The 25,813-nt window shown below is 71.7% G+C and carries 23 protein-coding genes; 8 read left to right on the top strand and 15 right to left on the bottom strand.

The window, feature by feature from the left end:
* Positions 1-3 precede the first annotated feature (3 nt).
* Positions 4-3,486 carry a methionine synthase gene (gene metH, locus ABD333_RS13005; RefSeq protein WP_344540784.1) on the bottom strand — a complete coding sequence of 1,161 codons (3,483 nt, stop codon included), beginning with the start codon at positions 3,484-3,486 and terminating at the stop codon, positions 4-6.
* Positions 3,487-3,649: 163 nt separating this feature from the next.
* Between metH and ABD333_RS13000 the strand changes: the two genes are divergently transcribed.
* The 4 genes from ABD333_RS13000 (at position 3,650) to ABD333_RS12985 (ending at position 7,617) form a co-directional block, all read left to right on the top strand.
* Positions 3,650-4,108, top strand: coding sequence for a universal stress protein (locus ABD333_RS13000; protein WP_344540782.1), 459 nt, complete (start codon positions 3,650-3,652; stop codon positions 4,106-4,108).
* Positions 4,109-4,289: 181 nt separating this feature from the next.
* Positions 4,290-5,132, top strand: coding sequence for a PAC2 family protein (locus ABD333_RS12995; RefSeq protein WP_344540780.1), 843 nt, complete (start codon positions 4,290-4,292; stop codon positions 5,130-5,132).
* Between the two features lie 143 nt (positions 5,133-5,275).
* Positions 5,276-6,769, top strand: coding sequence for a serine/threonine-protein kinase (locus ABD333_RS12990; RefSeq protein ID WP_344540778.1), 1,494 nt, complete (start codon positions 5,276-5,278; stop codon positions 6,767-6,769).
* A gap of 20 nt (positions 6,770-6,789) precedes the next feature.
* Positions 6,790-7,617, top strand: a complete 828-nt coding sequence (locus ABD333_RS12985; RefSeq protein ID WP_344540777.1) for an oxygenase MpaB family protein — start codon at positions 6,790-6,792, stop codon at positions 7,615-7,617.
* Here the strand turns inward: ABD333_RS12985 and mshC are convergent, their stop codons facing one another.
* The 10 genes from mshC to ABD333_RS12935 all read right to left on the bottom strand — a co-directional run bounded on the left by mshC (position 7,618) and on the right by ABD333_RS12935 (position 17,921).
* Complete coding sequence (gene mshC / locus ABD333_RS12980; RefSeq protein WP_344540775.1) at positions 7,618-8,859, bottom strand: cysteine--1-D-myo-inosityl 2-amino-2-deoxy-alpha-D-glucopyranoside ligase; 1,242 nt, start codon at positions 8,857-8,859, stop codon at positions 7,618-7,620.
* A 47-nt stretch (positions 8,860-8,906) separates the two neighbouring features.
* Complete coding sequence (locus tag ABD333_RS12975) at positions 8,907-9,851, bottom strand: ABC transporter permease (protein ID WP_344540773.1); 945 nt, start codon at positions 9,849-9,851, stop codon at positions 8,907-8,909.
* 6 nt (positions 9,852-9,857) lie between these two features.
* Positions 9,858-10,820: an ABC transporter permease gene (locus ABD333_RS12970; RefSeq protein ID WP_344540772.1), complete on the bottom strand. Its 963-nt coding sequence runs from the start codon at positions 10,818-10,820 to the stop codon at positions 9,858-9,860.
* Entirely contained in the window at positions 10,817-11,893 is a 1,077-nt protein-coding gene (locus ABD333_RS12965; protein WP_344540770.1) for an ABC transporter ATP-binding protein, read from the bottom strand. Before ABD333_RS12965 ends, ABD333_RS12970 begins: the two co-directional genes overlap by 4 nt.
* On the bottom strand, positions 11,890-13,032 hold the full coding sequence (locus tag ABD333_RS12960; RefSeq protein WP_344540768.1) for an ABC transporter ATP-binding protein: 1,143 nt from the start codon (positions 13,030-13,032) through the stop codon (positions 11,890-11,892). The genes ABD333_RS12965 and ABD333_RS12960 overlap by 4 nt, the downstream gene beginning before the upstream one ends.
* Before the next feature lie 71 nt (positions 13,033-13,103).
* Complete coding sequence (locus ABD333_RS12955; protein WP_344540766.1) at positions 13,104-14,867, bottom strand: ABC transporter substrate-binding protein; 1,764 nt, start codon at positions 14,865-14,867, stop codon at positions 13,104-13,106.
* A 158-nt stretch (positions 14,868-15,025) separates the two neighbouring features.
* A complete protein-coding gene (locus tag ABD333_RS12950; protein ID WP_344540765.1) occupies positions 15,026-15,787 on the bottom strand; it encodes an NRDE family protein in 762 nt (253 codons plus the stop codon).
* Positions 15,788-15,835: 48 nt separating this feature from the next.
* Entirely contained in the window at positions 15,836-16,603 is a 768-nt protein-coding gene (locus tag ABD333_RS12945; protein WP_344540764.1) for an SCO1664 family protein, read from the bottom strand.
* Between the two features lie 48 nt (positions 16,604-16,651).
* Positions 16,652-17,200: a DUF3090 domain-containing protein gene (locus ABD333_RS12940; protein ID WP_344540763.1), complete on the bottom strand. Its 549-nt coding sequence runs from the start codon at positions 17,198-17,200 to the stop codon at positions 16,652-16,654.
* A gap of 10 nt (positions 17,201-17,210) precedes the next feature.
* The gene (locus ABD333_RS12935; RefSeq protein WP_344540762.1) at positions 17,211-17,921 is read right to left on the bottom strand and encodes a histidine phosphatase family protein; all 711 of its coding nucleotides are present in this window, start codon (positions 17,919-17,921) and stop codon (positions 17,211-17,213) included.
* Positions 17,922-17,997: 76 nt separating this feature from the next.
* On the opposite strand from ABD333_RS12935, the gene corA reads away from it, so the two are divergent.
* On the top strand, positions 17,998-18,969 hold the full coding sequence (gene corA, locus ABD333_RS12930) for a magnesium/cobalt transporter CorA (RefSeq protein ID WP_344540761.1): 972 nt from the start codon (positions 17,998-18,000) through the stop codon (positions 18,967-18,969).
* Here corA and ABD333_RS12925 read toward each other — a convergent pair.
* Together ABD333_RS12925 and ABD333_RS12920 are read right to left on the bottom strand one after the other, a co-directional pair.
* Positions 18,966-19,595, bottom strand: a complete 630-nt coding sequence (locus ABD333_RS12925; protein ID WP_344540760.1) for a hypothetical protein — start codon at positions 19,593-19,595, stop codon at positions 18,966-18,968. The genes corA and ABD333_RS12925 overlap by 4 nt on opposite strands.
* A 49-nt stretch (positions 19,596-19,644) precedes the next feature.
* Positions 19,645-20,463: an undecaprenyl-diphosphate phosphatase gene (locus tag ABD333_RS12920; protein ID WP_344540759.1), complete on the bottom strand. Its 819-nt coding sequence runs from the start codon at positions 20,461-20,463 to the stop codon at positions 19,645-19,647.
* 126 nt (positions 20,464-20,589) lie between these two features.
* Here ABD333_RS12920 and ABD333_RS12915 point away from each other — a divergent pair, with 126 nt between their 5' ends.
* The 3 genes from ABD333_RS12915 to ABD333_RS12905 all read left to right on the top strand — a co-directional run bounded on the left by ABD333_RS12915 (position 20,590) and on the right by ABD333_RS12905 (position 24,078).
* Positions 20,590-21,543: an aldo/keto reductase gene (locus tag ABD333_RS12915; protein WP_344540758.1), complete on the top strand. Its 954-nt coding sequence runs from the start codon at positions 20,590-20,592 to the stop codon at positions 21,541-21,543.
* Positions 21,540-23,261, top strand: a complete 1,722-nt coding sequence (locus tag ABD333_RS12910) for a helix-hairpin-helix domain-containing protein (RefSeq protein WP_344540757.1) — start codon at positions 21,540-21,542, stop codon at positions 23,259-23,261. Before ABD333_RS12915 ends, ABD333_RS12910 begins: the two co-directional genes overlap by 4 nt.
* 148 nt (positions 23,262-23,409) lie before the next feature.
* On the top strand, positions 23,410-24,078 hold the full coding sequence (locus ABD333_RS12905; RefSeq protein ID WP_344540755.1) for a hypothetical protein: 669 nt from the start codon (positions 23,410-23,412) through the stop codon (positions 24,076-24,078).
* Positions 24,079-24,185: 107 nt separating this feature from the next.
* Here ABD333_RS12905 and fabI read toward each other — a convergent pair whose 3' ends face one another.
* Both fabI and fabG read right to left on the bottom strand, forming a co-directional pair.
* On the bottom strand, positions 24,186-24,971 hold the full coding sequence (gene fabI, locus ABD333_RS12900) for an enoyl-ACP reductase FabI (protein ID WP_344540754.1): 786 nt from the start codon (positions 24,969-24,971) through the stop codon (positions 24,186-24,188).
* Between the two features lie 5 nt (positions 24,972-24,976).
* Positions 24,977-25,681 (bottom strand): 3-oxoacyl-ACP reductase FabG, encoded by a 705-nt coding sequence (gene fabG, locus ABD333_RS12895; protein ID WP_344540753.1) that lies wholly within the window; start codon positions 25,679-25,681, stop codon positions 24,977-24,979.
* Between the last annotated feature and the right edge of the window lie 132 nt (positions 25,682-25,813).

Raw genomic sequence — 25,813 nt, 5'->3', positions numbered from 1 at the left:
TCATCAGGTGTTGAAGTACTTCGCCTCGGGGTGGTGGACCACCATCGCGTCGGCCGACTGCTCCGGGACGAGCTGCAGCTCCTCCGACAGCGACACCCCGATCCGCTCCGGCTTGAGCAGCCGCACGAGCGTCGCGCGGTCCTCCAGGTCCGGGCAGGCCGGGTAGCCGAAGGAGTAGCGGGCGCCGCGGTAGCCGAGCTTGAAGAATTCGCCGACGTCGTCGGCGTCCTCGGCGCCGAAGCCGAGCTCGGACCGGACGCGCGCGTGCCAGTACTCCATCAGCGCCTCGGTGAGCTGGACCGACAGGCCGTGCAGTTCCAGGTAGTCGCGGTAGGCGTCCTTGGCGAACAGCTCGCCGGTCGCCTCGGCGATCCTGGAACCGACGGTGACCAGCTGGAAGGCGACCACGTCGGTCTCGCCCGACTCGCGCGAGCGGAAGAAGTCCGACAGGCACAGGTGCCGGTCGCGGCGCTGGCGCGGGAACGTGAACCGCTCGCGGTCCGACCCGTCCTCGTTGAGGATCACCAGGTCGTTGCCCTCGCTCACCGCCGGGAAGTAGCCGTAGACGACCGCCGCCTCGATGAGCCCGTCGGTCTGGACGCGATCGAGCCACATGCGCAGCCGCGGCCGGCCCTCGGTCTCGACGAGCTCCTCGTAGGAGGGGCCGTCGCCGCCGCGGGCGGGCTTGAGCCCCCACTGCCCCATGAACGTGGCGCGCTCGTCGAGAAAGGCCGTGTAGTCGGCCAGCGGGATGCCCTTGACGATCCGGTCGCCCCAGAACGGCGGCGCGGGCACCTTGTTGTCGGCCGCGACGTCGGAGCGCGCGGGCATGTCCTCGGGCTCGGTGACCTTGAGCGTGGCGCCCTTCTTGACCCGCCGTTCGCGCAGCGGCGGCAGCGAGGCGCCGTCCTCGCCGCGCTTGACGGCCATGAACGCGTCCATCAGCCGCAGCCCCTCGAACGCGTCGCGGGCGTAGCGCACCTCGCCGTCGTACAGCCCGGCCAGGTCCTGCTCGACGTAGGCGCGCGTCAGCGCCGCACCGCCGAGCAGCACGGGCCACTCGGAGGCCAGCCCCCGGGAGTTGAGCTCCTCCAGGTTCTCCTTCATGATCACGGTGGACTTCACCAGCAGGCCGGACATGCCGATCACGTCGGCGCGCTCGTTCTTGGCGGCCTCCAGGATCGCCGACATCGGCTGCTTGATGCCGAGGTTGACGACCTCGTAGCCGTTGTTGGACAGGATGATGTCGACGAGGTTCTTGCCGATGTCGTGGACGTCGCCCTTGACCGTGGCCAGCACGATGCGGCCCTTGCCGCCGTCCTCGGCCTTCTCCATGTGCGGTTCGAGGTAGGCGACCGCGGTCTTCATGACCTCGGCGCTCTGGAGCACGAACGGCAGCTGCATCTGACCGGAGCCGAACAGCTCGCCGACGGTCTTCATGCCGTCCAGCAGCACGTCGTTGACGATCTCCAGGGCGGGCCGCTGGGTGAGGGCCTCGTCCAGGTCGGCGTTCAGGCCGTCCAGCTCGCCGTCGATGATGCGCCGCTTGAGCCGCTCCCACAGCGGCAGCGCGAGCAGCTCGGCGGCCCGCGCGCCCTTCATGGCCGCGGTGTCGACGCCCTCGAACAGCTCCATGAACGTGATCAGCGGGTCGTACCCGTCCTCCAGCCCGCGTCTGTCGTACACGAGATCCAGCGCCACCTTGCGCTGCTCCTCGGGGATGCGCGCCGTCGGAAGGATCTTGGAGGCGTGCACGATCGCCGAGTCGAGCCCGGCGTCCACGCACTCGGCCAGGAAGACCGAGTTGAGCACGATGCGCGCGGCCGGATTGAGGCCGAACGACACGTTCGACAGGCCGAGCGTCGTCTGCACGGCCGGGTAGCGGCGCTTGAGCCCGCGGATCGCCTCGATGGTCTCCAGGGCGTCGCGGCGCGACTCCTCCTGGCCGGTACCGATCGTGAACGTGAGGCAGTCGACGATGATGTCCTCGACCCGCATGCCCCAGGTGCCGGTCAGCTCCTCGATGGTGCGGGCGGCGATGTCGACCTTCCGGTCGGCGGTGCGGGCCTGGCCCTCCTCGTCGATGCACATGACCACCACGGCGGCCCCGTGCTCCCGCACGACCGGCATGAGCCGCGCCATCTTGGAGTCGGGTCCGGCGCCGTCCTCCAGGCTGACGGAGTTGACCACGGCGCGGCCGCCGAGCATCTCCAGCCCGGCCTCCAGCACCGGCGTCTCGGTGGAGTCGAGCACGATCGGCAGGGTGGCCGCGGTGGCGAACCGGTAGGCCAGCTCCTTCATGTCGGCGACGCCGTCGCGGCCGACGTAGTCGACGCACAAGTCGATCATGTGCGCGCCGTCGCGGGCCTGGTCGCGGGCGATCCTGACGCAGTCGTCCCAGCGCTGCTCCAGCATCGCCTCGCGGAACGCCTTGGAGCCGTTGGCGTTGGTGCGCTCGCCGATGGCCAGGTAGGAGGTGTCCTGGCGGAACGGGACGTGCTGGTAGAGCGAGGCGGCGCCCGCCTCGGGACGCGCGCGGCGGTCGGCCAGCTCACGGCCGCGCACCCGCTCGACGACCTGGCGCAGGTGCTCGGGGGTGGTGCCGCAGCAGCCGCCGACCAGCGACAGCCCGAAGTCGCGGGTGAACGTGTCGTGCGCGTCGGCCAGCTCGCCCGGCGTCAGCGGGTAGTGCGCGCCGTCGGCGGTCAGCTCCGGCAGGCCCGCGTTGGGCATGCAGGACAGGCCGATCCGCGCGTGCCGCGCCAGGTAGCGCAGGTGCTCGCTCATCTCGGCCGGGCCGGTCGCGCAGTTGAGGCCCAGCAGGTCGAGGTCGAGCGGCTCCAGGGCGGTCAGCGCGGCGCCGATCTCCGAGCCCATCAGCATGGCGCCGTTCTGCTCGATGGTGACCTGGCCGATCAGCACCGTGTCGGCGCCGGCCGCCTTGATCGCGCGCTTGGCGCCGATCAGCGCGGCCTTGGCCTGCAGCAGGTCCTGGCAGGTCTCCACCAGGATGGCGTCCGCGCCGCCGGCGATCAGGCCCTCGACGTTGCGCTGGTAGGCGTCGCGCAGCTTGGCGAACGGCACGTGGCCGAGGGTGGGGAGCTTGGTGCCGGGCCCGACCGACCCGATGACCCAGCGGGGCCGGTCCGGTGTGGCGTAGGCGTCGGCGACCTCACGGGCGATGCGCGCCCCGGCCTCCGACAGCTCCTCGATCCGCTCGGTGATGTCGTACTCGCCGAGGTTGCCGAAGTTGGCCCCGAACGTGTTGGTCTCGACGCAGTCGACCCCGGCCTCGAAATAGGCCTCGTGGACCGACCGGACGATGTCGGGGCGGGTGACGTTCAAGATCTCGTTGCAGCCCTCGTGGCCCTGGAAGTCCTCCATGGTCGGGTTGCGGTCCTGGAGCATGGTCCCCATGCCTCCGTCGGCCACGACGACGCGCTGCTTGAGGGCCTGACGCAAGGACTGCGGATTGGGAGTGCTCATGGTGGAACACCTTATCCGGGGCGGCGCTTCACCTCCGTGACGGGCGTCCACATACTGGGACCCCTGCGACACAGGTCACGCACGGTACGAGATTGACCCGTGACGCGGGGGTCATCAGACCGATAGCGTGCCACCCTGAAACTACTCCCCGGTAAGGAGCGGCATGAGCGCGTACCGCACCATTCTCGTCGGCACCGACGGCTCTGACACCTCGTTCCGCGCGGTCGACAGGGCCGCCCAGCTCGCGGCCGCCACCGGCGCCACGCTGCTGCTCGCCTCCGCCTTCCACCCGATGCCCACGCGGGAGCGGCTCAGCGCCTCCGACCGGCTGGGCGACCTCGCCTACAAGGTGCAGGGCTCCACCCCGGCGGAGGACGCGCTGCGCGCCGCCCGGGAGCGGGCGGTCGCGGCGGGCGCCAAGGACATCGAGGAGCTCGCCGTCGAGGGCGACCCCGTCGACGTCATCGCCAAGGTCGCCAGGGAGCGCGCGGCGGATCTGGTGGTGGTCGGCAACCGCGGCCTCAACAGCCTCGCCGGGCGCATCCTGGGCTCGGTTCCGGCGAACCTTTCGCACCGTTCGCCCTGCGACATCCTCATCGTCCACACCACGGACGGCAAGTGACCGAACTGTAATCGGTTCCGCCCGGCCCCCGGAGACCCCGGAGGTCTGGGCGGCGGGGCGGTGGGGTAGGTCCCCCACAGGACGTAGGCTGACAGCCACCGATCATGAGCGGGCCCCGGAACCCCCCGGGAATGCCGCCCCCCTCGGTGACGCTGTACCCGACGTCGGAAGGAGGCAGCGCGTGGTCGAGCTCGAAAGCGTGCCGGAACTCGTCGACCCGGTGCTCGTGGCCGCCTTTGAAGGGTGGAACGACGCCGGCGAGGCGGCCAGCGGGGTCATCCAGCATCTGGAGACGATCTGGGACGCGGTTCCCATCGCGGAGCTCGATCCGGACGACTACTACGACTTCCAGGTGACCCGGCCGATCGTCGAGATGGTCGACGGCGAGAGCCGCGGCATCACCTGGCCGACGACGCGGATCTCCTGGGCGCGCCTGCCGACCGGCCGCGACGTGGTCCTCGTGCACGGCATCGAGCCCAACATGCGCTGGCGCTCGTTCTGCCGCGAGCTGGTCGGGCTCACGATCCAGCTCGGCGTCGAGAAGGTCGTGCTGCTGGGCGCGCTGCTCGCCGACGCCCCGCACACCCGCCCCGTCCCCGTCACCGGCGCCGCCTCCGAGGCGGGCCTGGTCACCACCCTGCACCTGGAGCCCGCCCGCTACGAGGGCCCGACCGGCATCCTCGGCGTGCTCCAGGACGCCAGCGCCAAGGCCGACCTGAGCACCGTGTCGCTCTGGGCGGCGGTGCCGCACTACGTCGCGCAGCCGCCCTCCCCCAAGGCCACGCTCGCGCTGCTCCGCCGCGTCGAGGACCTCCTGGACGTCACGATCCCCCTCGGCGAGCTGCCCGAAGAGGCCCGCGCCTGGGAGAACGGCGTCAACGAGCTGGCCGAGGAGGACTCCGAGGTCGCCGAGTACGTGCGCACGCTGGAGGAGCAGAAGGACGCCGCCGAACTGCCCGAGGCCAGCGGCGACGCCATCGCCCGCGAGTTCGAGCGCTACCTCCGCCGCAGGGACGCGGGTTAGCTTTCGCGCCAAGCCGCGAAAGCACGCTGGTGCGGTTCTCTCTCGGCTCGCCGGTCTCCTATAACGCGATTGATCGCCATGTGGGCGCTTCAGGTGGCATTATTCGACAGGTCCAATTGGGTGCCGGTCGGAGAGGGAGCGCAGTGCCGCAGGTTCAGCCGCTGCTGCCGCACGACCCCAGGGTGCTGGGGTCGTACGAGCTCGTCGCACGGCTGGGGTCGGGCGGGCAGGGCACGGTCTTCCTCGGCACCGGCCCGGACGGGCGGCAGGTCGCGGTCAAGCTGCTGCGCGTGCAGTTCGACGAGGACGGCAGCGCGCGGACGCGGTTCATCCGGGAGGCCGAGGTCGCCAAGCAGGTGGCCCGCTTCTGCACCGCCCAGATCCTCGACGCCGACACCGTCGGCGACAGCCCGTACCTGGTCAGCGAGTACGTGGCCGGCCCGGCGCTCAGCACGCAGGTGGAGCGGTCCGGGCCGCTCGAAGGCGGGGCGCTGGACCGGCTGGCGGTCAGCACCGCCAGCGCCCTGGCCGCCATCCACCGGGCGGGCATCGTGCACCGGGACCTCAAGCCCCACAACGTGCTGCTCGGCCCGGACGGGCCGCGGGTGATCGATTTCGGCCTGTCCCGGATGCTGGACGCGGCCAGCGTGGTGAGCAGCAAGGCCGTCGGCACGCCCGCGTACATGGCGCCGGAGCAGATCACCGGTGGCGAGGTGGGCGCGGCGGCGGACGTGTTCGCGTGGGGCGCGACGATGACGTTCGCGGCGACCGGCCGTCCCCCGTTCGGCGCCGACACGATCCCGGCGGTGATCTACCGGGTGCTGCACCACGAGCCCGACCTCGGCGCGCTCGACGGGCACCTGCGCGGGCTGGTGGCGGCGGCGATGTCCAAGGACCCGGCGGCCAGGCCCACGGCTGCGCAGCTGATGCTGCGCATGGTCGGGCACGACGAGGCGTTCCAGCCCGACGACGCCCTGGCGACCCGGGCCGACGGCAGGCCGCTGCCGGCCGCCGGGCCGCCGCCCGGAATGGACGACCCGGAGCGCACGGCCGATCCGCAGCGCACCTCTCCCACTGCCCCGCGCGCGAGCCGCAAGCGGCTCGTCGGCGCGGCGGTGACGGTGGGGGCGGCCGCGCTGGTCGGCGGCGGCGCGTTCATGTTCGCGGCCTCGCCGGAGCAGGACGGGGACGACCAGACTCCGGCGGTGGCGCAGAGCGGAGTCGCGGTCTCGCCGACCGCCTCGGCGGAGGTGAGGGTCAGAACGCGGGCGAAGGGGAAGGCCGGGAACGAGTCCCGGGGGCGGGTCTCCACGAAACCGTCGGACGGGCCGCAGCAGCCGAGCCGCAAGCCCACCACGAGGCCCAGGCCGTCGGGCAGGCCCTCCACCTCGCCGACTCCGAAGCTCGTGCGCCTCGGGTCCCCTGATCCGGACCGGTACTGCAAGGCGGGAGACGCGGACAAGTCCGCCACCTTCCGGAGCGGCCAGTGGTACTGCGTCCACGACACCGGGCTCGGCGTCGACACGGTGATCACCATGACGCAGGTCTGCCGGTCGCAGTGGAGCCCCTACGCCGAGGCCAAGCTGACGGGGGACGCGGGCACTCCGGGTGACTGGGAGTGCTACGTCATCAAATGAGCCCGCTGGAGGGAATCCCGTTGGCCTCTTCCGAAACCACCCGCGACCGCTCAGTCCTGCGGCTCCTGGCCGCCGAACCCGCCGTCATGCTCGCGGCGGGACGGGCACTGCTCCTGCAGGTCGCCCATCCCAAGGTCGCCCAGGGGGTGGCGGACCACAGCGACCTGCGCCACCGGCCGCTCGACCGGCTCTTCGGCACCCTGGACTTCCTGACCATCGTCGCGTTCGGCACCGAGGAGGAGGCCGAGCGCATGGGCCGGTCGATCCGCCGGATGCACGAGCGCATCACCGGCCCCGGCTACTCCGGCAACGACCCCGACCTGCAGGTGTGGGTCAACGCCACGCTGATCGACGCGGCCCTGTTCGTGTACGAGGACATCCTGCGCTCGCCCAGCGGCGACCTCGCCGCGGCCTACATCGACCAGGCGCGCTACGTCGCCGACGTGCTCGGCTGCCCGCCCGGCGCGCAGCCCGCCGACCTCGGCGCGTTCCGCCGCTACATGGACGAGATGATCGCCTCGCTCGACGTCTCCGACACCGGCCGGGAGGTCATGCGGGCGGTCCTGTGGTCGCGCAAGCTGCGCTGGCTCTGGCCCGCGCTGTGGTTCAACCGGTTCGTCACCACCGGCCTGCTGCCCGAACGGTTCCGGGCGCAGTACGGCCTGCCCTGGAGCGGCCGCAAGGACCGCGTCCTGTGGTTCCTGCTGCGGACGGGCGCGTTCTGCTACCGCCTGGTGCCGGGGCGGCTGCGCCGGGCGGGCGTCCCGCTCATGCTGTGGACGTCGCGGCGGCGCAGCGCCCGCCGGGCCCGCAGGTACGCGGCGCAGCGTACGGCCACCACTTCCTGATCAGAGGGAGACGCCGAGCAGGGCGTCCACGAGGGCGCGGACCTGCCCGGGCGCGTTCTCGTCCGCGCCCTCGCCCGCGGCGGCACGTTCGGCCCAGCTGTCCACCGCGACCAGCGCGGCGGGCGCGTCGAGGTCGGCCGCCAGATGGCGGCGGACCGCGTCGGCCGTCCCGGCGGCGGCGGGGCCTGCGGGGCGCCGCACGGCCGCCCGCCACCGGTCCAGGCGGGCCTGGGCGGCGTCGAGCTGGTCGGCGGTCCACTCCCAGTCCGACCGGTAGTGGTGGGCGAGCAGGCCGAGCCGGATGGCCATGGGGTCCGTCCCGGCCCGCCGCAGCTTGGAGACGAAGACGAGGTTGCCCTTGGACTTGGACATCTTCTCGCCGTCCAGGGCCACCATGCCCGCGTGCACGTAGGCCTTCGCGTGCGGCCGCTCGCCGGTGGCGACCTGGGCGTGGGAGGCGCCCATCTCGTGGTGGGGGAACGCGAGGTCGGAGCCGCCGCCCTCGACGTCGAACGCCATGCCCAGCTCGTCGACGGAGATCGCCGAGCACTCGACGTGCCAGCCGGGGCGGCCCTTGCCGAACGGCGAGTCCCACCCGGGCTCGCCGGGGCGCTGCGACAACCACAGCAGCGCGTCCAGCGGGTCCTTCTTGCCCGGCCGGCCGGGGTCGCCGCCGCGCTCGGCGAACAGCGGCAGCATCGCGGCGCGGTCGAGCCCGCTCACCTGGCCGAAGTCCGGATCGGCGGCCACGGGGAAGTAGATGTCGCCGTCCACCTCGTACGCGGCGTCCTTGGCCCGCAGCTTCTCGATCATCTCCACGATCAGCGGGATCGCCTCGACGGCGCCCACGTACTGGTCCGGCGGCAGCACCCGCAGCGCGGTCATGTCCTCGCGGAACAGCTCGATCTCCCGGTCGGCCAGCTCGCGCCAGTCCTGGCCGGTCTGCTGGGCCCGCTCCAGCAGCGGATCGTCCACGTCGGTGGCGTTCTGCACGTAGTGCACCGTGTGACCCAGGTCTCGCCAGACGCGGTTCACCAGGTCGAACGCGAGATAGGTGTTGGCGTGCCCGAGATGGGTGGCGTCGTAGGGCGTGATCCCGCAGACGTACATCCGCGCCGTGTCACCCGGCCGGGTGGGCTCGGCCGACCCCGTCCCGGTGTCGTGCAGGTGCAGCCGGAGCGCCGGAGCCGGCAGTCCGATGGCGGAAAGGCTGGGCACTTCGGGTGCAGGCCACGATCGCATACGGAAAGCTTATCTGCGTCCTACAGGTGAAAAAGAGCCGAGATGTCCTATGCGAGGCGCACCCGGGGATCGAGGAACGAGTAGCCGACGTCCACGAGCAGGTTGGCGACGATCACGAACAGCGTCACCATCATCGTCACCCCGATGATCACCGGTGTGTCGCCGACCGCGATCGACTGGTAGACCAGCTGGCCGACGCCCTGGAGCCCGAACACCTTCTCGGTGACGATCGTGGAGCCGATCAGCGCGCCGAGATCGATGCCGTACTGCGTGACGACCGGGGTCAGCGCGGCCCGCAGCCCGTGCCGGTAGGTGACCCGGCGTTCGGACAGGCCCTTGGCGCGCGCCGTGCGGATGTAGTCCTCCCCCATCACGTCCATCATCGAGCCGCGGGTGAGCCGGGCGTAGGCGGCCACCATCAGGAACGCCAGGCCCAGCCAGGGCAGGATCATCCGCTGGAAGAAGTGGTCCTGCAGCGGCGGGCCGGCCTCGAAGAACCTGAACCCCAGCTCGCCCAGCTTGGTGGAGAACAGGTAGAGCAGGAACAGCGCCATCACGAAGGGCGGCGTGGACAGGCCGATGAGCACGAAGACCGTGACCAGCCGGTCGCGGACGCCGCGCGCGTGCGTGGCGCTGAACACGCCGATCGCGACGCCGCCCACGAACCAGAGGACCCCCGCGCCGAGAACGAGGTAGAGCGTGGTCGGCAGCCGGTCGGCGATCAGCTCGGTCACCGCCGTGTTGTTGATGTAGGAGTAGCCGAGGTCGCCCTGGAGCAGCCGCTTGAGGAACTCCCAGTACTGCACGAGCACCGGCTGGTCGAGGCCGAGGTTGCGGCGGATCAGCGCGAGCGTCTCGGTGCTGGCCCGCGGCCCGCCGATGGTCCGTTCGACCGCGACCGGCGACAGCTGCAGCAACGCGAAGACCAGCGTGGCGACCAGCCAGATCACGAGGACCGCGTAGAGCAGGCGGCGGATGACGAAACGTGACATCGCGGCTCACTTCCCCCCGCTGGCGCGGTCGGCGCGCGGATCCAGGGCGTCCCGGATCGCGTCGCCCACCAGGTTGAACGCCAGCGTCGTCAGCAGCAGCAGGACGCCGGGCACCGCCAGCAGCCACCAGGCGGTCTGGAACACGTCGGAGCCCTCGCCGAGCATGCTGCCCCAGCTCGGCATGGGCAGCCGCACGCCGACGCCGAGGAACGACAGCGTCGCCTCGAACACGATCGACGTCGGCACCAGCAGCGACGCCAGCACGGTGACCTGCGCGACGAGGTTGGGCAGCACGTCGACGAACATGATCCGCCAGCGTCCGGCGCCGAGCGAGCGGGCGGCCTCGATGAACTCCTTCTGCTTCAGCGACATCACCTGGCCGCGGATGATCCGGCCGGTCGCGGCGAACGAGAAGAAGGCGATGACGAAGATGGTCATCGTCAGGCTCGCCGCCACCGACGTCAGCTGGAAGGTGACCGCGAGGACGATGGCGACCAGCAGGTAGGGCAGGGCGAGCGTGATGTCCATCGCCCGGGCGAGGAGCGTGTCGAGGACCCCGCCGACGTAGCCGGCGAGCACCCCGGCGGTCACGCCGAACAACGACGCCAGCAGCGACGCGGCGATGCCGACGATGAGCGAGATCCGGGCGCCGTACGCCGACCGCACGAGCACGTCACGGCCGAGCTGGTCGGCGCCCAGCCAGAATTCGGCGCCCGGGCCGGTAGGCGTGCCGTTGATGTCGAGCCCGGTCTGCGGGAACGTCGCGTCGTAGGGGTGCCCCGTCCAGGTCGCCCACAGCGGCGCCATGAGCGCGAAGAGCACGATCAGCAGCAGCACCACGAGCGACACCAGAGCGATCTTGTCCCGGCGGAAGCGTGCCCAGGCCAGCTGGAACGGGCCGCGTCCCTGCACGCGGGCCGGCTCGGCGGCGGCGGGCGGCACCTCGGCCTGGAGTTCGGAGTAGCTCACGACGACACCTCCGGCAGCTCGGGCTCGGTGGACTCCTGCTCGATCGCGGCGTGCTCGCGGGCCAGCCGCTCGCCCGGCTCGACCGGGAAGTGGCAGGCGGCGACATGGTCCGGCGCGTCGGCGCCCTTGACGGTCAGCAGCGGCTCCTCGGCGACGCAGCGCTCGCGGGCCTTCGGGCAGCGGGGATGGAACCGGCATCCAGGCGGCGGGTCGATGGGCGACGGCACGTCACCGGTCAGGACGATGCGTTCGGCCCGTTCGGCCTCGTCGGGGTCGGGCACCGACGCGGCCGACAGCAGCGCCGCCGTGTAGGGGTGGCGCGGCGTGCCGTAGAGGTCCTCGACGGCGGCGGCCTCGCCGACCTTGCCCAGGTACATCACCGCGACCCGGTCGCTCACGTACCGGACGACCGAGAGGTCGTGGGCGATGAACACGTAGGTGAGGCCGAGCTCGTCCTGAAGGTCGTCGAGCAGGTTGATGACCTGGGCCTGGATGGACACGTCGAGCGCGGACACCGGCTCGTCGCACACGACGAGCTTGGGCTTGAGGGCGAGCGCGCGGGCGACGCCGATGCGCTGGCGCTGGCCGCCGGAGAACTCGGCCGGGAACCGGTTGTAGTGCTCGGGGTTGAGCCCGACGAGCTCCATGAGCTCCTGGACGCGCTTCTTGCGCTCGGCTCCGTCGGCGATGCCGTGGATCGCGAACGGATCACCGATGATCGAGCCCACCCGGCGGCGCGGATTCAGCGACCCGTACGGATCCTGGAAGATCATTTGAACGTCGCGGCGGAAGCGCTTCAGCCCGTCCTTGGACAGCGTGGTGATGTCGGTGCCCTCGAACTCGATCCGGCCCCTGGTCACCGGATGCAGGCCGGTGACGCACCGCGCCAGCGTCGACTTGCCGCAGCCGCTCTCCCCCACGATCCCCAGCGTCTCCCCGCGCCGGATCTCCAGGCTGACGCCGTCCACCGCGTGGACCCTGGCGACCTCCTTCTTGAAGATGATCCCCTGCTTGATCGGGAAGTGCTTGTGGACGTCCTCCACCCGGACGAGGACCTCGCCCTGCGCGGTCAACGGCTTCCCCCGTCCGCGTCGTCGCCCGTGAGGCCCGCCGCGTCGCGCCGGAGGCGTTCGGCGTCGGCGCCGAGGCCGACCGCCTCCCGTGGCAGCCAGCACGCGGAGACGTGCACCGATCCCGTTCCGGTGTCCTGTCCGGGCCCGACGTCCTCGACCTTCCCGACGTCCTCGCCTTTCCCGGCGGCTTCGCCTTTCCCGCCGTCCTCGTCCGCCGCCGCGACGGGCATGAGCGGCGGCACCTCGGTGAGGCACCGGTCCATCACGTACTCGCAGCGCGGGTGGAAGACACAGCCGGACGGCAGGTTGATCAGGCTCGGCGGCTGGCCCGGGATCGGCCTGAGCCGGGTCTTGGCCCCGGTCGCGTTCGGCACCGACTCCAGCAGGCCCTTGGTGTAGGGGTGGTGCTGCGCGTAGTAGAGGCCGCGCCTGCCGGCGAACTCGGCGGGCTTGCCGCCGTACATCACCAGCACGTCGTCGGCCATGTCCGCGATCACCCCCAGATCGTGGGTGATCATGATGAGGGCCGTGTCGAACTCGCGCTGCAGCCGCCGCAGCAGGTCCAGGATCTGCGCCTGCACGGTGGCGTCCAGCGCCGTCGTCGGCTCGTCGGCGATGATGAGCTTGGGGTTGAGGGCGAGCGCCATCGCGATCATCGCGCGCTGCCGCATGCCGCCGGAGAACTGGTGCGGGTACTCGTCGACCCTGCGGTCCGGCTGCGGGATGCCGACCAGGCCGAGCATCTCGACCGCCCGCTTGCGCGCCGCGGCCCGGGACGTGGCCGGCTCGTGCACCTTGACCATCTCTTCGATCTGCCGGCCCACCTTGTACAGCGGGTGCAGGCTGGACAGCGGGTCCTGGAAGATCATGGCGATCTGCGCGCCGCGGATCTCGCGCAGTTCCCTGGCGCCGAGCGTCAGCAGGTCGCGGCCGTCGAACATCGCCCGTCCCTCGACCCTGGCACCGGGGGTCAGCCCCATCAGGGTCTGCGTGCTGACGCTCTTGCCGGAGCCGGACTCCCCGACGATGCCGAGCGTCCGGCCGCGGTCCACGCTGAACGACATGCCGCGGACCGCGCGCACCACCCCGTCGGCGGTGTGGAAGGAGACCTTGAGGTCGGTCACCTCGAGGAGACTCATGAACGCCCTTTCGACGGCGACGGCGACGGCGCACGTGCGGCGGCAGGGGCGCGCGCCCTGCCGCGGCCCGGCTAGGAGAGTTTGATCTGGCCGAAGTCGTAGGCCTGGAACTGCGGCAGGTAGAGCGCGTTCGAGACCCGCGACGAGTGGAAGATCGGATACTTCTGGTTCATGAACGGCACCACGGCGGCGTCCTTCATGATCAGCTTGTCGACCTCGGCCCACGACTTGGCGGCCTCGTCCTCGCTCGGCGCCTCCAGCGCCTTGTCGATCAGGGCGTTGACCGCGTCGTTGTTGTAGCCGCCGTAGTTGGTGGAGTTGGGCCCGTAGGTGCGGCCGTCGAAGAGCGGCACGATGTTGGTGCGGCCGTTGTTGCCGTACCAGTCCGGCACCCAGCCCGGCGCCGCGATGTCCCACTTGCCTTCCCGGGCGTCGGCGGGGGTGACCAGCGTCTTGCCGTAGAAGTTGCCGTTGCTGTCGGGCGTGAGGTTGGCGGTGATGCCGCACGCCTTGAGGTTGGCCTGCACCGACTGCGCGATCTTCTGGTGGTTGCTGTTGGTGCGGTAGGGGTACTTGAACGTGAGCCCGCGCGGGTACCCGGCCGTGGCGAGCGCCTGCCTGCACTTGGCCGGGTCGCCGTTGTCGCCCGCGGTCGGATAGAGGTTGAACTTCTCGTGGCCGACGCTGCCCGGCGGGATGACCTGGTTGAGTACGCCGCTCACGTCGGGTCCGCCGTAGATCTGGACGAGCGCGGTCTTGTTGATGGCGTACTGGATCGCCTGGCGCACGGCCGGGTTGGCCAGCGCCTTGCCGTTGTTGGGGCTCAGCGTGTTGAAGACCAGGTAGGGATTGCTGGTGGAGCCGTCCATGATCTTGAAGTCGTCGTTGGACTTCAGGCTCTGGATCCGGCTGGTCGGCACCGGCTGGTCCCAGGACAGGTCGGCGGTGCCCTGCTCCATCTGCTGCTGGACCACGTCGGGCGAGTCCTGGCCCATGGTGACCTGGATCCGGTCGGGGTTCTGGGCGCGCAGCGGGTCGGACTCGCTCTTCCAGTTCTTGTTCTTGTCCAGCGTGTAGCTCTTGTTGGGCGTGTACGCGGTGATCTGGTAGGGGCCGTTGGAGATGGTGTGCTTGCGGAAGTCGGCGCTGTCGGGGATGTACTTGTCGTACTCGGCGGGCGCGGCCGCGGAGAACGGGATGCCGAGGATGTTGGTGAGGTCGCTGGCCCTGCTCCTCAGCTTGACCACGAGCGTCTTGTCGTCCTTGGCCTGCAGCCCGGCGACCTGGTTGCCGTTCTGGTACCGGGCGATCGCGGCGGCGTCGCGGGCGTTGACCTTCCCGAAGCCCGTGCAGAACTCCCGCATGCCGACGATCGTGCCGGTGTAGTAGCCGATGGCCCCGGACGGCGACGCCGGGTTGCACAGGCGCTTGAGCCCCCGGATGAAGTCGGCGGCGGTCACCTCGCGGGGGGTGGGGGTGTTCCACAGGACGCCGGTGCGGAGCTTGATGGTGTAGGTCCTGCCGTCGGCGCTGATCCCGCCGTTGTCGGTGGTCGGCAGCTCCCGGGCGACATCGGGCTGGACCTTGACGGCGTCGTCGAAGTTGTCGGCGCCCTTGATGTTGAAGAGCGTCCGGGCGTACTGGCGGCTCAGCTGCCCGCTGATCGTCGAGTAGCCGCTGGCGGTGTCGAGGTGGTCCACGTCCGCCGAGCCGACGACGTTGAGCGTGCCGCCGCCACCGCCGCTGCCGCCGTCGTCCCCGCCGCACGCGGCAAGCCCGAGCACGACCGCACCGAGCCCCGCGACGGCCGCGAGGCCCCGCCGTCTTCCCGCCATCTGCACTCCCCCGTCTGCGTGATGACCGTTCGCCCTGCGTCGCCCTCCGGCGCGCCCACTCGCGTGGACCCGCACCGGACTGTCGCAACAGGTAATCAAATTAGCACTGAGGGTGATGAAATGCGGGCGAGGGACCCCGACTTGCCGTCCGGGGACTTTCAGTGCACGCGGCCCCAGGCGCCCGGGTCGCCGGGCGCCGCCGAGAAGTCGTAGCGGAGGCCGTCGCGGGAGAGGGCGGCCAGGCTCACCGACGTCGTGCCCCACACCCCTCCGCCGCCGAGATCGCGGAGGGGCAGCAGCGCCCGCTTGTCGTCGCGCGGGAGGCCGTCGCCGTCCACCAGCGGCAGCCAGCCGCCCCACGCCCGCGCGACGCCGCCCTCGCCGGGCTCGGGCCGGACGGCGGCCTCCAGCCGGGGACGGAAGTGCGCGATGCGCTCGGACATGAACGTGTCCTCCGAGTCGCCCGTCTCGGGCCCCTCGCCTTCGAGGCCCCGGTTCACCACCAGGTGCAGGCCGGGCCCGAGCGGCCGCTCGGCGAGCTCCGCGCCGTCCCAGCTCCACAGCCGCACCGCGCCGGGTTCGGCGCGGATGAGATGGAACGGGTCGAAGCGCGGCAGGTCGAGGCCGTCCAGGCCGCCGCCCGCCGCGGCGAGCAACGGGAGCTCGCCGCGGGAGGACCGCGCCTGCTCCGGGGCCATCCTGCCGCGGCCGTTGAGGACACAGGCTGCGCGCGGGGCGGCCGGGTCGACGGCGAACCAGGTGCCGCCGGCACGCAGGTCGAGGCCGCCGATCAGGCCCGGACGGCCGGGCCAGTGGGCTCCCGGCGGCCGCCAGGCCCGGGTGACGAACTCGTCCCGGACGCCCACCAGGAGCACCGGAACGGGAGACGAGGGGTCAACGCTGACGATCGCCGTGCACATGGCGACCATTGGAGCATTACGGAAAAAATCACCGCAGACCGGGTACCGCTACAGCGGCGGCCACGGGATGGCGGGCCAGTCCTCCGGCGGGTAGGGATGGATGCGGTGCTTGAGCATCAGCTCCACCCGGCGGCGCGTGGCGTCGACCTCGGCCGCGGTGAGGAGCTCGGCGAGCCGCGCGCCCAGCGGGCCCTGCCGGAGCGCCGACTCGACCCGTCCCAGCGCCGCCAGGGCCTCGTCGGTGAGCGGCTTGCCGCGCCACTGCCACAGGACGGTGCGCAGCTTGTACTCCACCGAGAAGCAGACGCCGTGGTCGCAGCCGTACACGTGCCCGTCGCCCGGCGGGAGCAGATGCCCGATCTTGCGGTCGGCGTTGTTGACGATCGCGTCGAACACCGCCATCCGGCGGATCGGGTCGTCGTTGGACCGCGACAGCCCGACCAGGTCGATGTCGGGGTCGGGCTCGACCCACAGCTGCACCATCCCCGGCCCGTACGGGCCGTCGCGGTGCACCGTCGGCGGGACCAGGTGCCAGCCCATCGCCTCCGAGACCGCGTAGGCGGCGACCTCGCGGTCGGCCAGCGTCCCGTCGGGGAAGTCCCACAGCGGCCGCTCTCCCGCGACCGGCTTGTAGACGCAGGCGGCCTGCAGCCCTTCCCATTCCACGGAGCAGTAGAGGGTGGCGTTGGACGCCTGGACGAGCCGGCCCTCCACGCTGAGGCGGCCCTGCAGCAGCAGCCGCTCGGCGCCCTCGACGTCGTGCGGCGACACGGGCCGGCCGCCGGTGGGGGTGCGATCCCGGGAGGACTGCGTCATGCGTTCATTCTCCAGGGCACCGGGGTCATGATCCAGCACGGGGCCGTCTCAACCGAGATGCCCGTTTTGGCGTGGGCAGATGTGGCCGCCGGCGTCCAGCGGCAGGCCGCACAGCGGGCAGGGCGGGCGGCCCGCGGCCACCACCTTCAGCGCCCGCTCGGCGAACGCGCGCGCCTGGGCGGCGGTGATGCGGACCCGCAGCACGACGATGGCCGGATCGTCCTCGCCGACCTCGGCGTCCTCGGTCTCCTCGGTGACCTCCTGCGCCTCGATGATGACGCGCTCGTCCTCGGGGTCCCAGGCGAGCGCCATCGTGCCGACCTTGAACTCCTCCTCCACCGGCTGGTCGAGGGGCTCGTCGTCGCGCAGCTCGGACGGGGCGACGGCGGGCACCGCCGCGCTGCCGCCGCTGCGCCGCAGCACCTCGTCCAGCAGCTCTTCGAGACGTTCGGCGAGCAGGGTCACCTGGAACTTCTCCAGGCCGACGCTGGTGACCCGCGGCCCGGAACGGGCCTGCAGGAAGAAGGCGCGCTCCCCAGGCTGCCCGACGGCACCGGCGACGAACCTGTCGGGTAGTTCATAGGAGATGACGGGCATGACAACGACCCTACGCGCCGCCGCCGACGGGCGCGTCACCGTCCCCGCCACCAGGGCGGGCACCCTCCGCGGCGGGCTTGGGAACAAGATCGGCCACGCCGCCGCCGGTGTCGTTCAGGCGGACCACGAACGGCCGCAGTTCGGTGTAGCGGATCACGGTCAGCGAGGCCGGATCGGCCTGGATCCGCTGGAACTGGTCGAGGTGCAGGCCGAGCGCGTCGGCCACGATCGCCTTGATGATGTCGCCGTGGCTGCACACCGCGTACATCGCGTCAGGGCCGTGCTCGGCGGCCACGCGCTCGTTCCAGTCCCGGACGCCGGCGACGGCGCGATGCTGCGCGGCGGCCAGGGACTCGCCGTCCTCGCCGGGGAAACGGGCGGCGCTCGGGTGCGCCTGCACGACGCGCCACAGCGGTTCCTTCGCCAGCTCTTCCAGCGGCCGTCCGGTCCAGTCGCCGTAGCGCACCTCGCCGAACCGCTCGTCCACCTCGATCTTCTCGATCGGGTCGTCGTGCCCGGCGGCGATCGCCTCGGCGGTCTCCAGACACCGGTCGAGCGGGCTGGACACCACCGCCCGCAGCGGCAGCCCGGCGATCCGCGCGCCCAGGTCCCGGACCTGGGCGCGGCCACGCTCGTCCAGATGCAGGTCCGGGGTCCAGCCGGCCAGCACGGGACCCGTCAGCGCCGTGAGGCCGTGGCGCATCAGCAAGAGCGTCGTCACAGCAGGCACTCTACGAGACGCGGCCCGCAGAGGTGATCATTACGCGTTCTTTGGAATATCGGGAACAATGCCACGCGTGATTGTGGACAAGGCGATCTACACCGCCGGGATGCGACAGGACATCGACGGCGACATCAGCGACGCCTTCGATCTCGCCAGGGCGAGGGGCGACTGCTTCGCGTGGATCGGCCTGTTCGAGCCGACAGAGGAGGAGTTCGACCACATCCGTGAGGAGCTGAAGCTCCACCCGCTGGCCGCCGAGGACGCGGTCTCCGCGCACCAGCGCCCCAAGCTGGAACGGTACGACGACACGCTGTTCATCGTGCTGAAGAGCCTCGCCTACCACGACAAGACCTCTGACATCGAGCTGGGCGAGATCCAGCTGTTCCTCGGCAAGGATTTCGTTGTCACGGTCCGGCACGGGCCGGGCAACCCGCTCGGCAAGGTCCGCGAGCGGCTGGAGGAGGACCCCGAGTTCCTCAAGCACGGCCCCACCGCCGTGCTGCACGCCGTGTGCGACGAGGTCGTGGACTACTACGGCGTGGTCGCGCACGAGGTCGAGCAGGACATCATCGAGCTGGAACGGGCGGTGTTCGACCCCAGGGCGGCCGACGTCACCGAGAACATCTACTCCCTCAAGCGCGAGGTCCTGGAGTTCCGCAGCGCCGAGGACCCGCTCATCCCCGTGCTCCAGGACATCGTCAAGGGACGCGTCGCCGAGTGCGGCTCCACCCGCGAGTACTTCCGCGACGTCCTCGACCACCTGCTGCGCGTGGACGGCCTCGTGGACGCCCACAACGAGCTGCTCAACAGCGCGCTCACCGCGCACCTGGCCCTGCTCGGCAAGCAGCAGAACGAGGACATGAGGAAAATCTCCTCATGGGCGGCCATCATCGCCGTCCCCACCGCCCTGGCCGGGATCTACGGCATGAACTTCAAGCACATGCCCGAGCTGAACTGGATCATCGGGTATCCGCTGGTCATCTGCGTGATGGTGGCCGCCTGCACGGTCGTCTACCGCAAGCTCAAAAGGAACGGCTGGCTCTAGGCCGCGGGAGCCTCGCCGCGGGGCGCCTTGGCCAGCAGCCCGGCCCACAGGTGGGATTCGGCGCCCGACGACTCCAGGCGGCGCCGTATCCCGTCCACGGTGCCGGCGGTGGGCAGAGCCAGCCAGATCAGCAGCGGATAGCCGAGCACGAAGCCGGCGGCGAAAAGCAGCTCGCTGTGGCCGATCATGGCGAGGGGCAGGCCGAGCAGGATGACGCCCTCCGCGAGGGCGAACCGCAGCAGCAGCGCCTGACGGAACTGCAGGAGCGACGTCTGCACCGCCTGCGCCGGAGGCTGGCCCGCGGCCATGGGACGTGGCGCGCGCGGGCCTGCCAGCACCGCCAGCAGGGCGCCCGCGGCCAGCGGCACGTAGAACCACCACGGCGCGTCGCCCATGCGCCCCTGGCCGTCCTTGACGATCAACGGGGTGATGGCGGCGATCAGGACGGGGGCGACCAGCAGCACCAGCATCATGGTCCGCAGCCGTCCGAGGAGCGTGCCCGACCGCAGCGACGCGGCGAACCCGGGATCGTCCGCGCGGCCCGCCCCGAACACCGGCTCGACGATCCGCCCGCCGTCGCCGGGAAAGGGCGATGGCGAGTACATCGAGAACTGCGGCGGCGCCATGGTGGCGAACTCTAGCCCGAGACGGGGCGGATCGGGAGTCTTGCGGAGGTCAGGTCGCGCTGATCGCTCCGGCCGCGAGCAGGCCCATGATGATGCCGCCGAGCGCCACCCGGTAGTAGACGAAGATCATCATCGAGTGCCGGGTGAGGTACTTCAGCAGCCAGGCGATGCAGGCGTACCCGACCACGAACGACACCACGGTGGCCACGACCGTCGGCACCAGCTGCAGCCCGCCCTCGAAGGCGTGCCGCATCTCGAAGGCGCCCGACAGCACCACCGCGGGCACCGAGAGCAGGAACGAGTAGCGCGCCGCCGCCTCCCGCGTGTAGCCGAGGAACAGCGCGCCGGTCATGGTCGAGCCCGACCGCGACGAGCCCGGGATGAGCGACAGGCACTGGAAGGCGCCGATGATCAGGCCGTCGCGCAGGTTGAGGTCGGCGACCTCGCGCTTCCTGGCGCCCGCCCACTCCGACACCATCAGCAGCAGGCCCATGCCGATCAGCGTGCTGGAGTTGATCCACAGGTTCCGGGACGGGCCTTCGATGAAGTCGCTGAACGCCAGGCCGCAGACGCTGATCGGAATCGTGCCGAGGCCGATGTACCAGCCCATCCGGGCGTCGTGGTGGCGGCGCAGCTCCGGCGTCCACAGGCTCTTGGTCCAGGTGGTGGCGATGTTGACCAGGTCACGCCAGAAGTAGATGATGACGGCCGCCATCGTGCCGAGCTGGATCACCGCCGTGAACGGCGCGCCCGGATCGTCCCACTTCATGAACTTGGGGACGAAGAGCAGGTGACCCGAGCTGGAGATCGGCAGGAACTCGGTGAGTCCCTGGACGATTCCGAGCACGGTCGCTTCCACGACGTTCACTAGGTGAGATTCCCCTCAGGCACGAAGGCGCCGACGCACGTTCCCGAACGGAAGCGTAGCGGTCCCCGGCGGCGCGCATGCGCACCGAAGGTGGACCGCTCCCGTTCCCCGATACATTGGCGCCCTATGGAACAGCGTCACCTCGGCCGGAGCGGACTGCTGGTGTCCCGGCTGGGTCTGGGCACCATGACGTGGGGCCAGGACACCGCGCCGGACGAGGCCGCCGCGCAGCTGGCCGCGTTCGTGGAGGCCGGCGGCACCTTCGTCGACACCGCCGACGTCTACAGCGAGGGCGACAGCGAGCGGATCCTCGGCCACCTCCTGCGCGAGCTGGTGGACCGCGACGAGATGGTGGTCGGCACCAAGGCGGCGATCCGCCCCAACGGCCGCTACGACGCCTCCCGGAGGCACCTGCTCGGCGCGCTGGACGCCTCGCTGGACCGCCTGGGCCTTGAGTACGTGGACCTCTGGCAGCTCCACGTGTACGACCCGGCGACGCCGATCGAGGAGACGCTGTCGGCGCTCGACGAGGCGATCGTCTCCGGCCGGGCGCGCTATGTCGGTGTGTCCAACTACACCGGCTGGCAGCTGGCCAAGGCCGCGGCGTGGCAGAAGGCCTGGCCCGGCCGTACCCCCATCGTGTCCGCGCAGCTGGAGTACTCGCTGCTGCGCCGCGACATCGAACGCGAGGTCGTGCCCGCCGCCCTCGACGCGGGCACCGGGATCCTGCCGTGGTCCCCGCTGGGCCGCGGGGTGCTCACCGGCAAGTACCGCACCGGCATCCCGGCCGACTCGCGCGCCGCCGCCCCGCACTTCACCGAGTTCGTGCAGCCCTACCTCGACGAGGAGTGCGGCCGGATCGTGGAGTCGGTGGTGACCGCCGCCGAGGGCCTCGGCGTCTCGCCGCCGAGCGTGGCGCTCAGCTGGGTCCGCGACCGCCCCGGCGTGGTCGCGCCGATCGTCGGCGCGCGCACGGCGGCGCAGCTCGCCGTCGCCCTGGAGAGCGAGGGCCTCTCCCTCCCCCACTCGATCAGGTCCGCCTTGGACGACGTCTCCGATTCCGCTGCGGGGAACCCGTGACCGATTCCGATCTCACCGAACTCTTCGCCGCCACCGGCGTGCCCGCCGCGTTCGCCGCCCGCGCCGCGGCCCGGCTCGGCGCGGGCGCCGCCGGGCGCCTGCGCGACGATCCCTGGCGGCTGCTGCGCGTGCCGGGCGTCCGGCCGCAGCAGGCCGACCACTTCGCCCGCCAGGTGCTCGGCGACGCGGCCACGCCGGACGATCCGCGCCGCGGGCGCGCGCTGGTCGAGCATCTGCTCACCGAGGCCGCGCGCCAGGGCCACACCGTGACGCCCGCCGCCGAGGTCGAGTCGGCGCTCGGCGGCCTCCGCGTGCCGGACGCCCGCAGAGCGATCGACGACGCGCTGGACGAGGCCGAGGTCGTCTCGCTCACCGAGGAGCCCGCGTTCGACGAGGCCGCGTTCGAGGTCGAGGAGGCCGAGCCGCCCGAGCCCGAGGAGACGCTCGGGCTGGCGCGCTGGGCGCTGCCCGAGGAGGCGGCGGCCGAGGGCTTCCAGCGGCTGAACGCCACCGCGAGCCCGCTCCTGGACGACGTGGCCCTCAAGGAGGCCCGTGCGGGCCTTCCCGAAGACCGCTCCCTCGCCCTGACCGCCTCGCTGCGCATGGGCGTCTGCGTGCTGCGCGGCACGGCCGACGATCTCGCCGGGACCGCGTTCCTCCTCGCGCGGGCCGCGGCGGCGCACGGCCTGCGCGCGGCCGTCGTGACCGCCACCGAACGCGCCGCCGCCGACCTGCGGCGCGACGGGGACGTCGCGGTCGTGGGGCTGCACCGCCTGCTGGAGCCGGTGCCGGACGCCGCGGCGGCCCCCGGTGCCGTGGTGTTCGGACGCGGCGAGCAGCGGCCGTTCGACCTCGATCTGGTGGTGCTCCCGGACGCGGCGGGCCTGGACGTCGAGCTGTGCGCCGTGCTGGTGGAGGCGTGCGCCGACGGGACGCACCTGGTCCTGGGCGGCGAGCCGGGGGCGCTGCCCTCCGGCGGGCCGGGGCACGTGCTGGGCGATCTGGCGGTCTCGGAGACGGTGCCGGTCGTCGACCTCGAACCGGCGCCGGCCGCCGATCCCCTCGGCACGCTGACCGCGGCCGTGCGCGCGGGCGAGCTGGTCCCCGTCGAGGCGCCCGGCAAGGAGGTCGTGATCGTCCCGGCCGCCGGCGCCGGGGAAGCGGTGCACCGGGCCGTCCAGCTCGTCACCGACTCGATCCCCCGCGCCTTCGGCATCGCCCTGGACGACGTGCAGGTCGTGGCGCCCGCGGCGAGCGGCGAGGCGGGCACCACGGCGCTCAACGCCGCGCTGAAGGCGCGCGTCAATCCCGGCCCCGGCGCGTACGGGGGCTTCGACCCCGGTGACCGCGTCGTCGTGGCGGCGCCGCTTCCGCAGGCCGCCGTGGGCGAGACCGGGACGGTCACGGGCGCCGCGGGCGGCGCCCTCCAGATCGCCTTCGCCGGCGGCGCCTGCGACGTCCCGGCGGCGCTGACCGGGCGGCTGCGGCACGGCTGGGCGGTCACGGTGGCCCAGGGCCGCGGAACGCGGCGGCCCGCCGTGGTGGCCGTCATGTCCGAGGACGCCGGGCTCTCCCGTCCGCTCGTGGCCACCGCCTTCGGCCTGGCGCGGCGGCACCTGTCGGTCGTGCAGGCCGCGGGCCCCGCGCTGGCCCGCGCCGTCCGTGAGACGGGCGCTCCCGCAAGGCGCACCAGGCTGGCGAAGCTTCTCGTGCAGTGAGCGATGTCCAGTAAGTGGGGGTTTACTCCTGGCTCCGATTGCGGCACGATCACTTCCGATGAGAGTCCCGTGACGGGATCGCCCTGACCCGTTATCGTGGGGCCGCGACATCGTTGGACAGGGTGTCAACAACTGCATCACCGGCAGCATGGGGAGTGACATGGCGCAGGGGCAGCGGCAACGCTTCAGGCGACTCGGCTCGACCACGACCGCGGTGTCGGCGGGCGCCCTGGTGCTGGTCTTCCTGGGAGCACCGGCGGCCTACGCGGGCACGGCGGCACCGAAGCCCTGCAAGAAGGGCACCGACCCGCAGAGCACCATCGAGAACTGGAAGTGCCAGCTCGGCAACCTGCGCGAGAGCCTGACGCCCAAGAAGCCGCAGACCACGCCGAAGAAGACCGCACCCTCCAAGAAACCCCCGCTCAAGAAGAGCTCCGGCGGCAAGAGCTCCAAGTCCTCCAAGGGTTCCCCGGCGCCGTCGGGCGGCGGCTCCGGCGGGCAGGCGCAGCAGGGCAACGGCCCGGTGACGCTCAACCGGCCCGGCAGCGTCCAGCCCTACACGCCCTCGACGCCGGCCGTCACGCCCAACCTGCCGGGCGTGCTGCCGACCCCCGAGGTCGCCGCGGACCCGCGCGCCTACCTCCAGCGGCCCGGCGCCCCCCAGACGCGCCTCATTTCGCCTGTGGCGGCCTCGGACGCCCAGGACGGTGAGGTCATGTGGGTCGCCGCCGCGGCCGCCGCCGCGGGCGCCGTGGGCGCGCTCAACCTCAGCGTCCTCGGCCGCCGCCTGCGGCGCCGCGCCGAGTCGGGGGTCTGACCCCGGCGCACCGGACACGACGGCGGGCCCCGCCCCTCCTTGTGGAGGGAACGGGGCCCGCCGTTTCGTTCACCGGACCGGGGCCGCGGTCTAGCCGGGAGCGCGGTCTAGCCGGGAGCGCCGATGGCGTGCAGGCCGCCGTCCACGTGCACGATCTCGGCCGTCGTCGCCGGGAACCAGTCCGACAGCAGGGCCACGCAGGCGCGGGCCGTGGGATCGCTGTTCTTGACGTCCCAGCCGAGCGGCGCGGCCTGGGGCCACATCTCGACCATGCCCTCGAAGCCGGGGATGCTCTTGGCGGCCATCGTGGCCAGCGGCCCGGCGGCGACCAGGTTGACCCGGATGCCCTGCGGCCCGAGGTACTTGGCGAGGTAACGCGAGCACGACTCAAGGCCCGCCTTGGCGACGCCCATCCAGTCGTACACCGGCCAAGCCTTGGTCGCGTCGAAGTCCAGGCCGACGACCGCGCCGCCCTCCTTCATCAGCGGCAGGCAGGCCATGGTCAGCGCCTTGAGCGAGTACGTGGAGGCGTGCATCGCCGTCGCCACGTCCTCCCAGGGCGTCTCCAGGAAGTTGCCGCCGAGGGCGGTCTGCGGGGCGAACCCGATCGCGTGAACGACGCCGTCCAGGCGGTCGAAGCCGACCTCCTGGAGGTTGCCGGCGAGGGCTTCGAGCTGCTCGGTGTTCATCACGTCGAGCTCGATCACCGGCGGCGGGGAGTCCGGGCCGGACGGCAGCCGCTTGGCGGTGCGCTGGGTCAGCGTCGGGCGCGGGTAGGCGGTGAGGACGACCTCCGCGCCCTCCTCCTGCGCCACCCGCGCGACGTGGAAGCCGATCGAGGCGTCGGTGAGGACGCCGGTGACCAGGATGCGCTTGCCTTCGAGGATTCCCATCGCTTTCAGTGCCCCATTCCCAGGCCGCCGTCGACCGGGATCACGGCCCCGGTGATGTAGGCGGCGTCGTCGCTCGCCAGGAACCGCACCGTCTTGGCGATCTCCACGGGCTCGGCCACCCGGCCGAGCGGGATCACGCTCTTGATCGTCTTCTGCTGGTCCTCGCTCAGCGCGGCGGTCATGTCGGTGTCGACGAAGCCGGGGGCGACCACGTTGACGGTGATGTTGCGGGAGCCGAGCTCCCGGGCCAGCGACCGGGCGAAGCCCACCATGCCGGCCTTGGAGGCGGCGTAGTTGGCCTGGCCGGCCGAGCCGAGCAGCCCGACGACGGAGGAGACCAGGATGATCCTGCCCTTGCGCTTGCGCATCATCCCCTTGACGCCGCGCTTGGCGACGCGGAACGCGCCGGTCAGGTTGGTGTCCAGGACGGAGGTGAAGGACTCCTCGCTCATGATCGCCAGCAGCGTGTCCTTGGTGATCCCGGCGTTGGCCACCACGACCTCGACCGGGCCCTGCTCCGCCTCGACCTTGGCGAACGCGGCGTCCACGTCCTCCATGCTCGTCACGTCGCACTTCACGCCGAACAGGCCCTCGGGCGGCTCCCCGGACCGGTGGGTGACCGCGACCGCGTCACCGCCGGCGGCGAGCTCGCGGGCGATCGCGAGGCCGATGCCCCGGTTACCGCCGGTCACGAGGACAGAGCGACTCATGTCGTACCTCTCGTTGGCTGCGTCACAACGCAAGTGAGCGTATCGGCCGCGGCGCGGCGAGGAGATGTGGCTTCCCGACAAGATCCGGTCTCCCGGCTTTGTTCCGGCAGGGGCGCGGGGCCAGGCGGTAGG

This window comes from Actinomadura fulvescens, from assembly GCF_039533225.1.
GTDB lineage: Bacteria > Actinomycetota > Actinomycetes > Streptosporangiales > Streptosporangiaceae > Spirillospora > Spirillospora fulvescens.
This window is presented reverse-complemented; position numbering and strand designations above follow the sequence as displayed.

What these genes read in the sequence shown, in the direction of transcription:
- ABD333_RS12950 (WP_344540765.1), bottom strand. Translation starts at nt 15,787, where the DNA reads ATGTGCACGGCGATCGTCAGCGTTGACCCCTCGTCTCCCGTTCCGGTG.
- ABD333_RS13000 (WP_344540782.1), top strand. Translation starts at nt 3,650, where the DNA reads ATGAGCGCGTACCGCACCATTCTCGTCGGCACCGACGGCTCTGACACC.
- mshC (WP_344540775.1), bottom strand. Translation starts at nt 8,859, where the DNA reads ATGCGATCGTGGCCTGCACCCGAAGTGCCCAGCCTTTCCGCCATCGGA.
- ABD333_RS12905 (WP_344540755.1), top strand. Translation starts at nt 23,410, where the DNA reads ATGGGGAGTGACATGGCGCAGGGGCAGCGGCAACGCTTCAGGCGACTC.
- ABD333_RS12945 (WP_344540764.1), bottom strand. Translation starts at nt 16,603, where the DNA reads ATGACGCAGTCCTCCCGGGATCGCACCCCCACCGGCGGCCGGCCCGTG.
- ABD333_RS12955 (WP_344540766.1), bottom strand. Translation starts at nt 14,867, where the DNA reads ATGGCGGGAAGACGGCGGGGCCTCGCGGCCGTCGCGGGGCTCGGTGCG.
- metH (WP_344540784.1), bottom strand. Translation starts at nt 3,486, where the DNA reads ATGAGCACTCCCAATCCGCAGTCCTTGCGTCAGGCCCTCAAGCAGCGC.
- ABD333_RS12960 (WP_344540768.1), bottom strand. Translation starts at nt 13,032, where the DNA reads ATGAGTCTCCTCGAGGTGACCGACCTCAAGGTCTCCTTCCACACCGCC.
- ABD333_RS12925 (WP_344540760.1), bottom strand. Translation starts at nt 19,595, where the DNA reads ATGGCGCCGCCGCAGTTCTCGATGTACTCGCCATCGCCCTTTCCCGGC.
- ABD333_RS12940 (WP_344540763.1), bottom strand. Translation starts at nt 17,200, where the DNA reads ATGCCCGTCATCTCCTATGAACTACCCGACAGGTTCGTCGCCGGTGCC.
- fabG (WP_344540753.1), bottom strand. Translation starts at nt 25,681, where the DNA reads ATGAGTCGCTCTGTCCTCGTGACCGGCGGTAACCGGGGCATCGGCCTC.
- ABD333_RS12915 (WP_344540758.1), top strand. Translation starts at nt 20,590, where the DNA reads ATGGAACAGCGTCACCTCGGCCGGAGCGGACTGCTGGTGTCCCGGCTG.
- fabI (WP_344540754.1), bottom strand. Translation starts at nt 24,971, where the DNA reads ATGGGAATCCTCGAAGGCAAGCGCATCCTGGTCACCGGCGTCCTCACC.
- ABD333_RS12975 (WP_344540773.1), bottom strand. Translation starts at nt 9,851, where the DNA reads ATGTCACGTTTCGTCATCCGCCGCCTGCTCTACGCGGTCCTCGTGATC.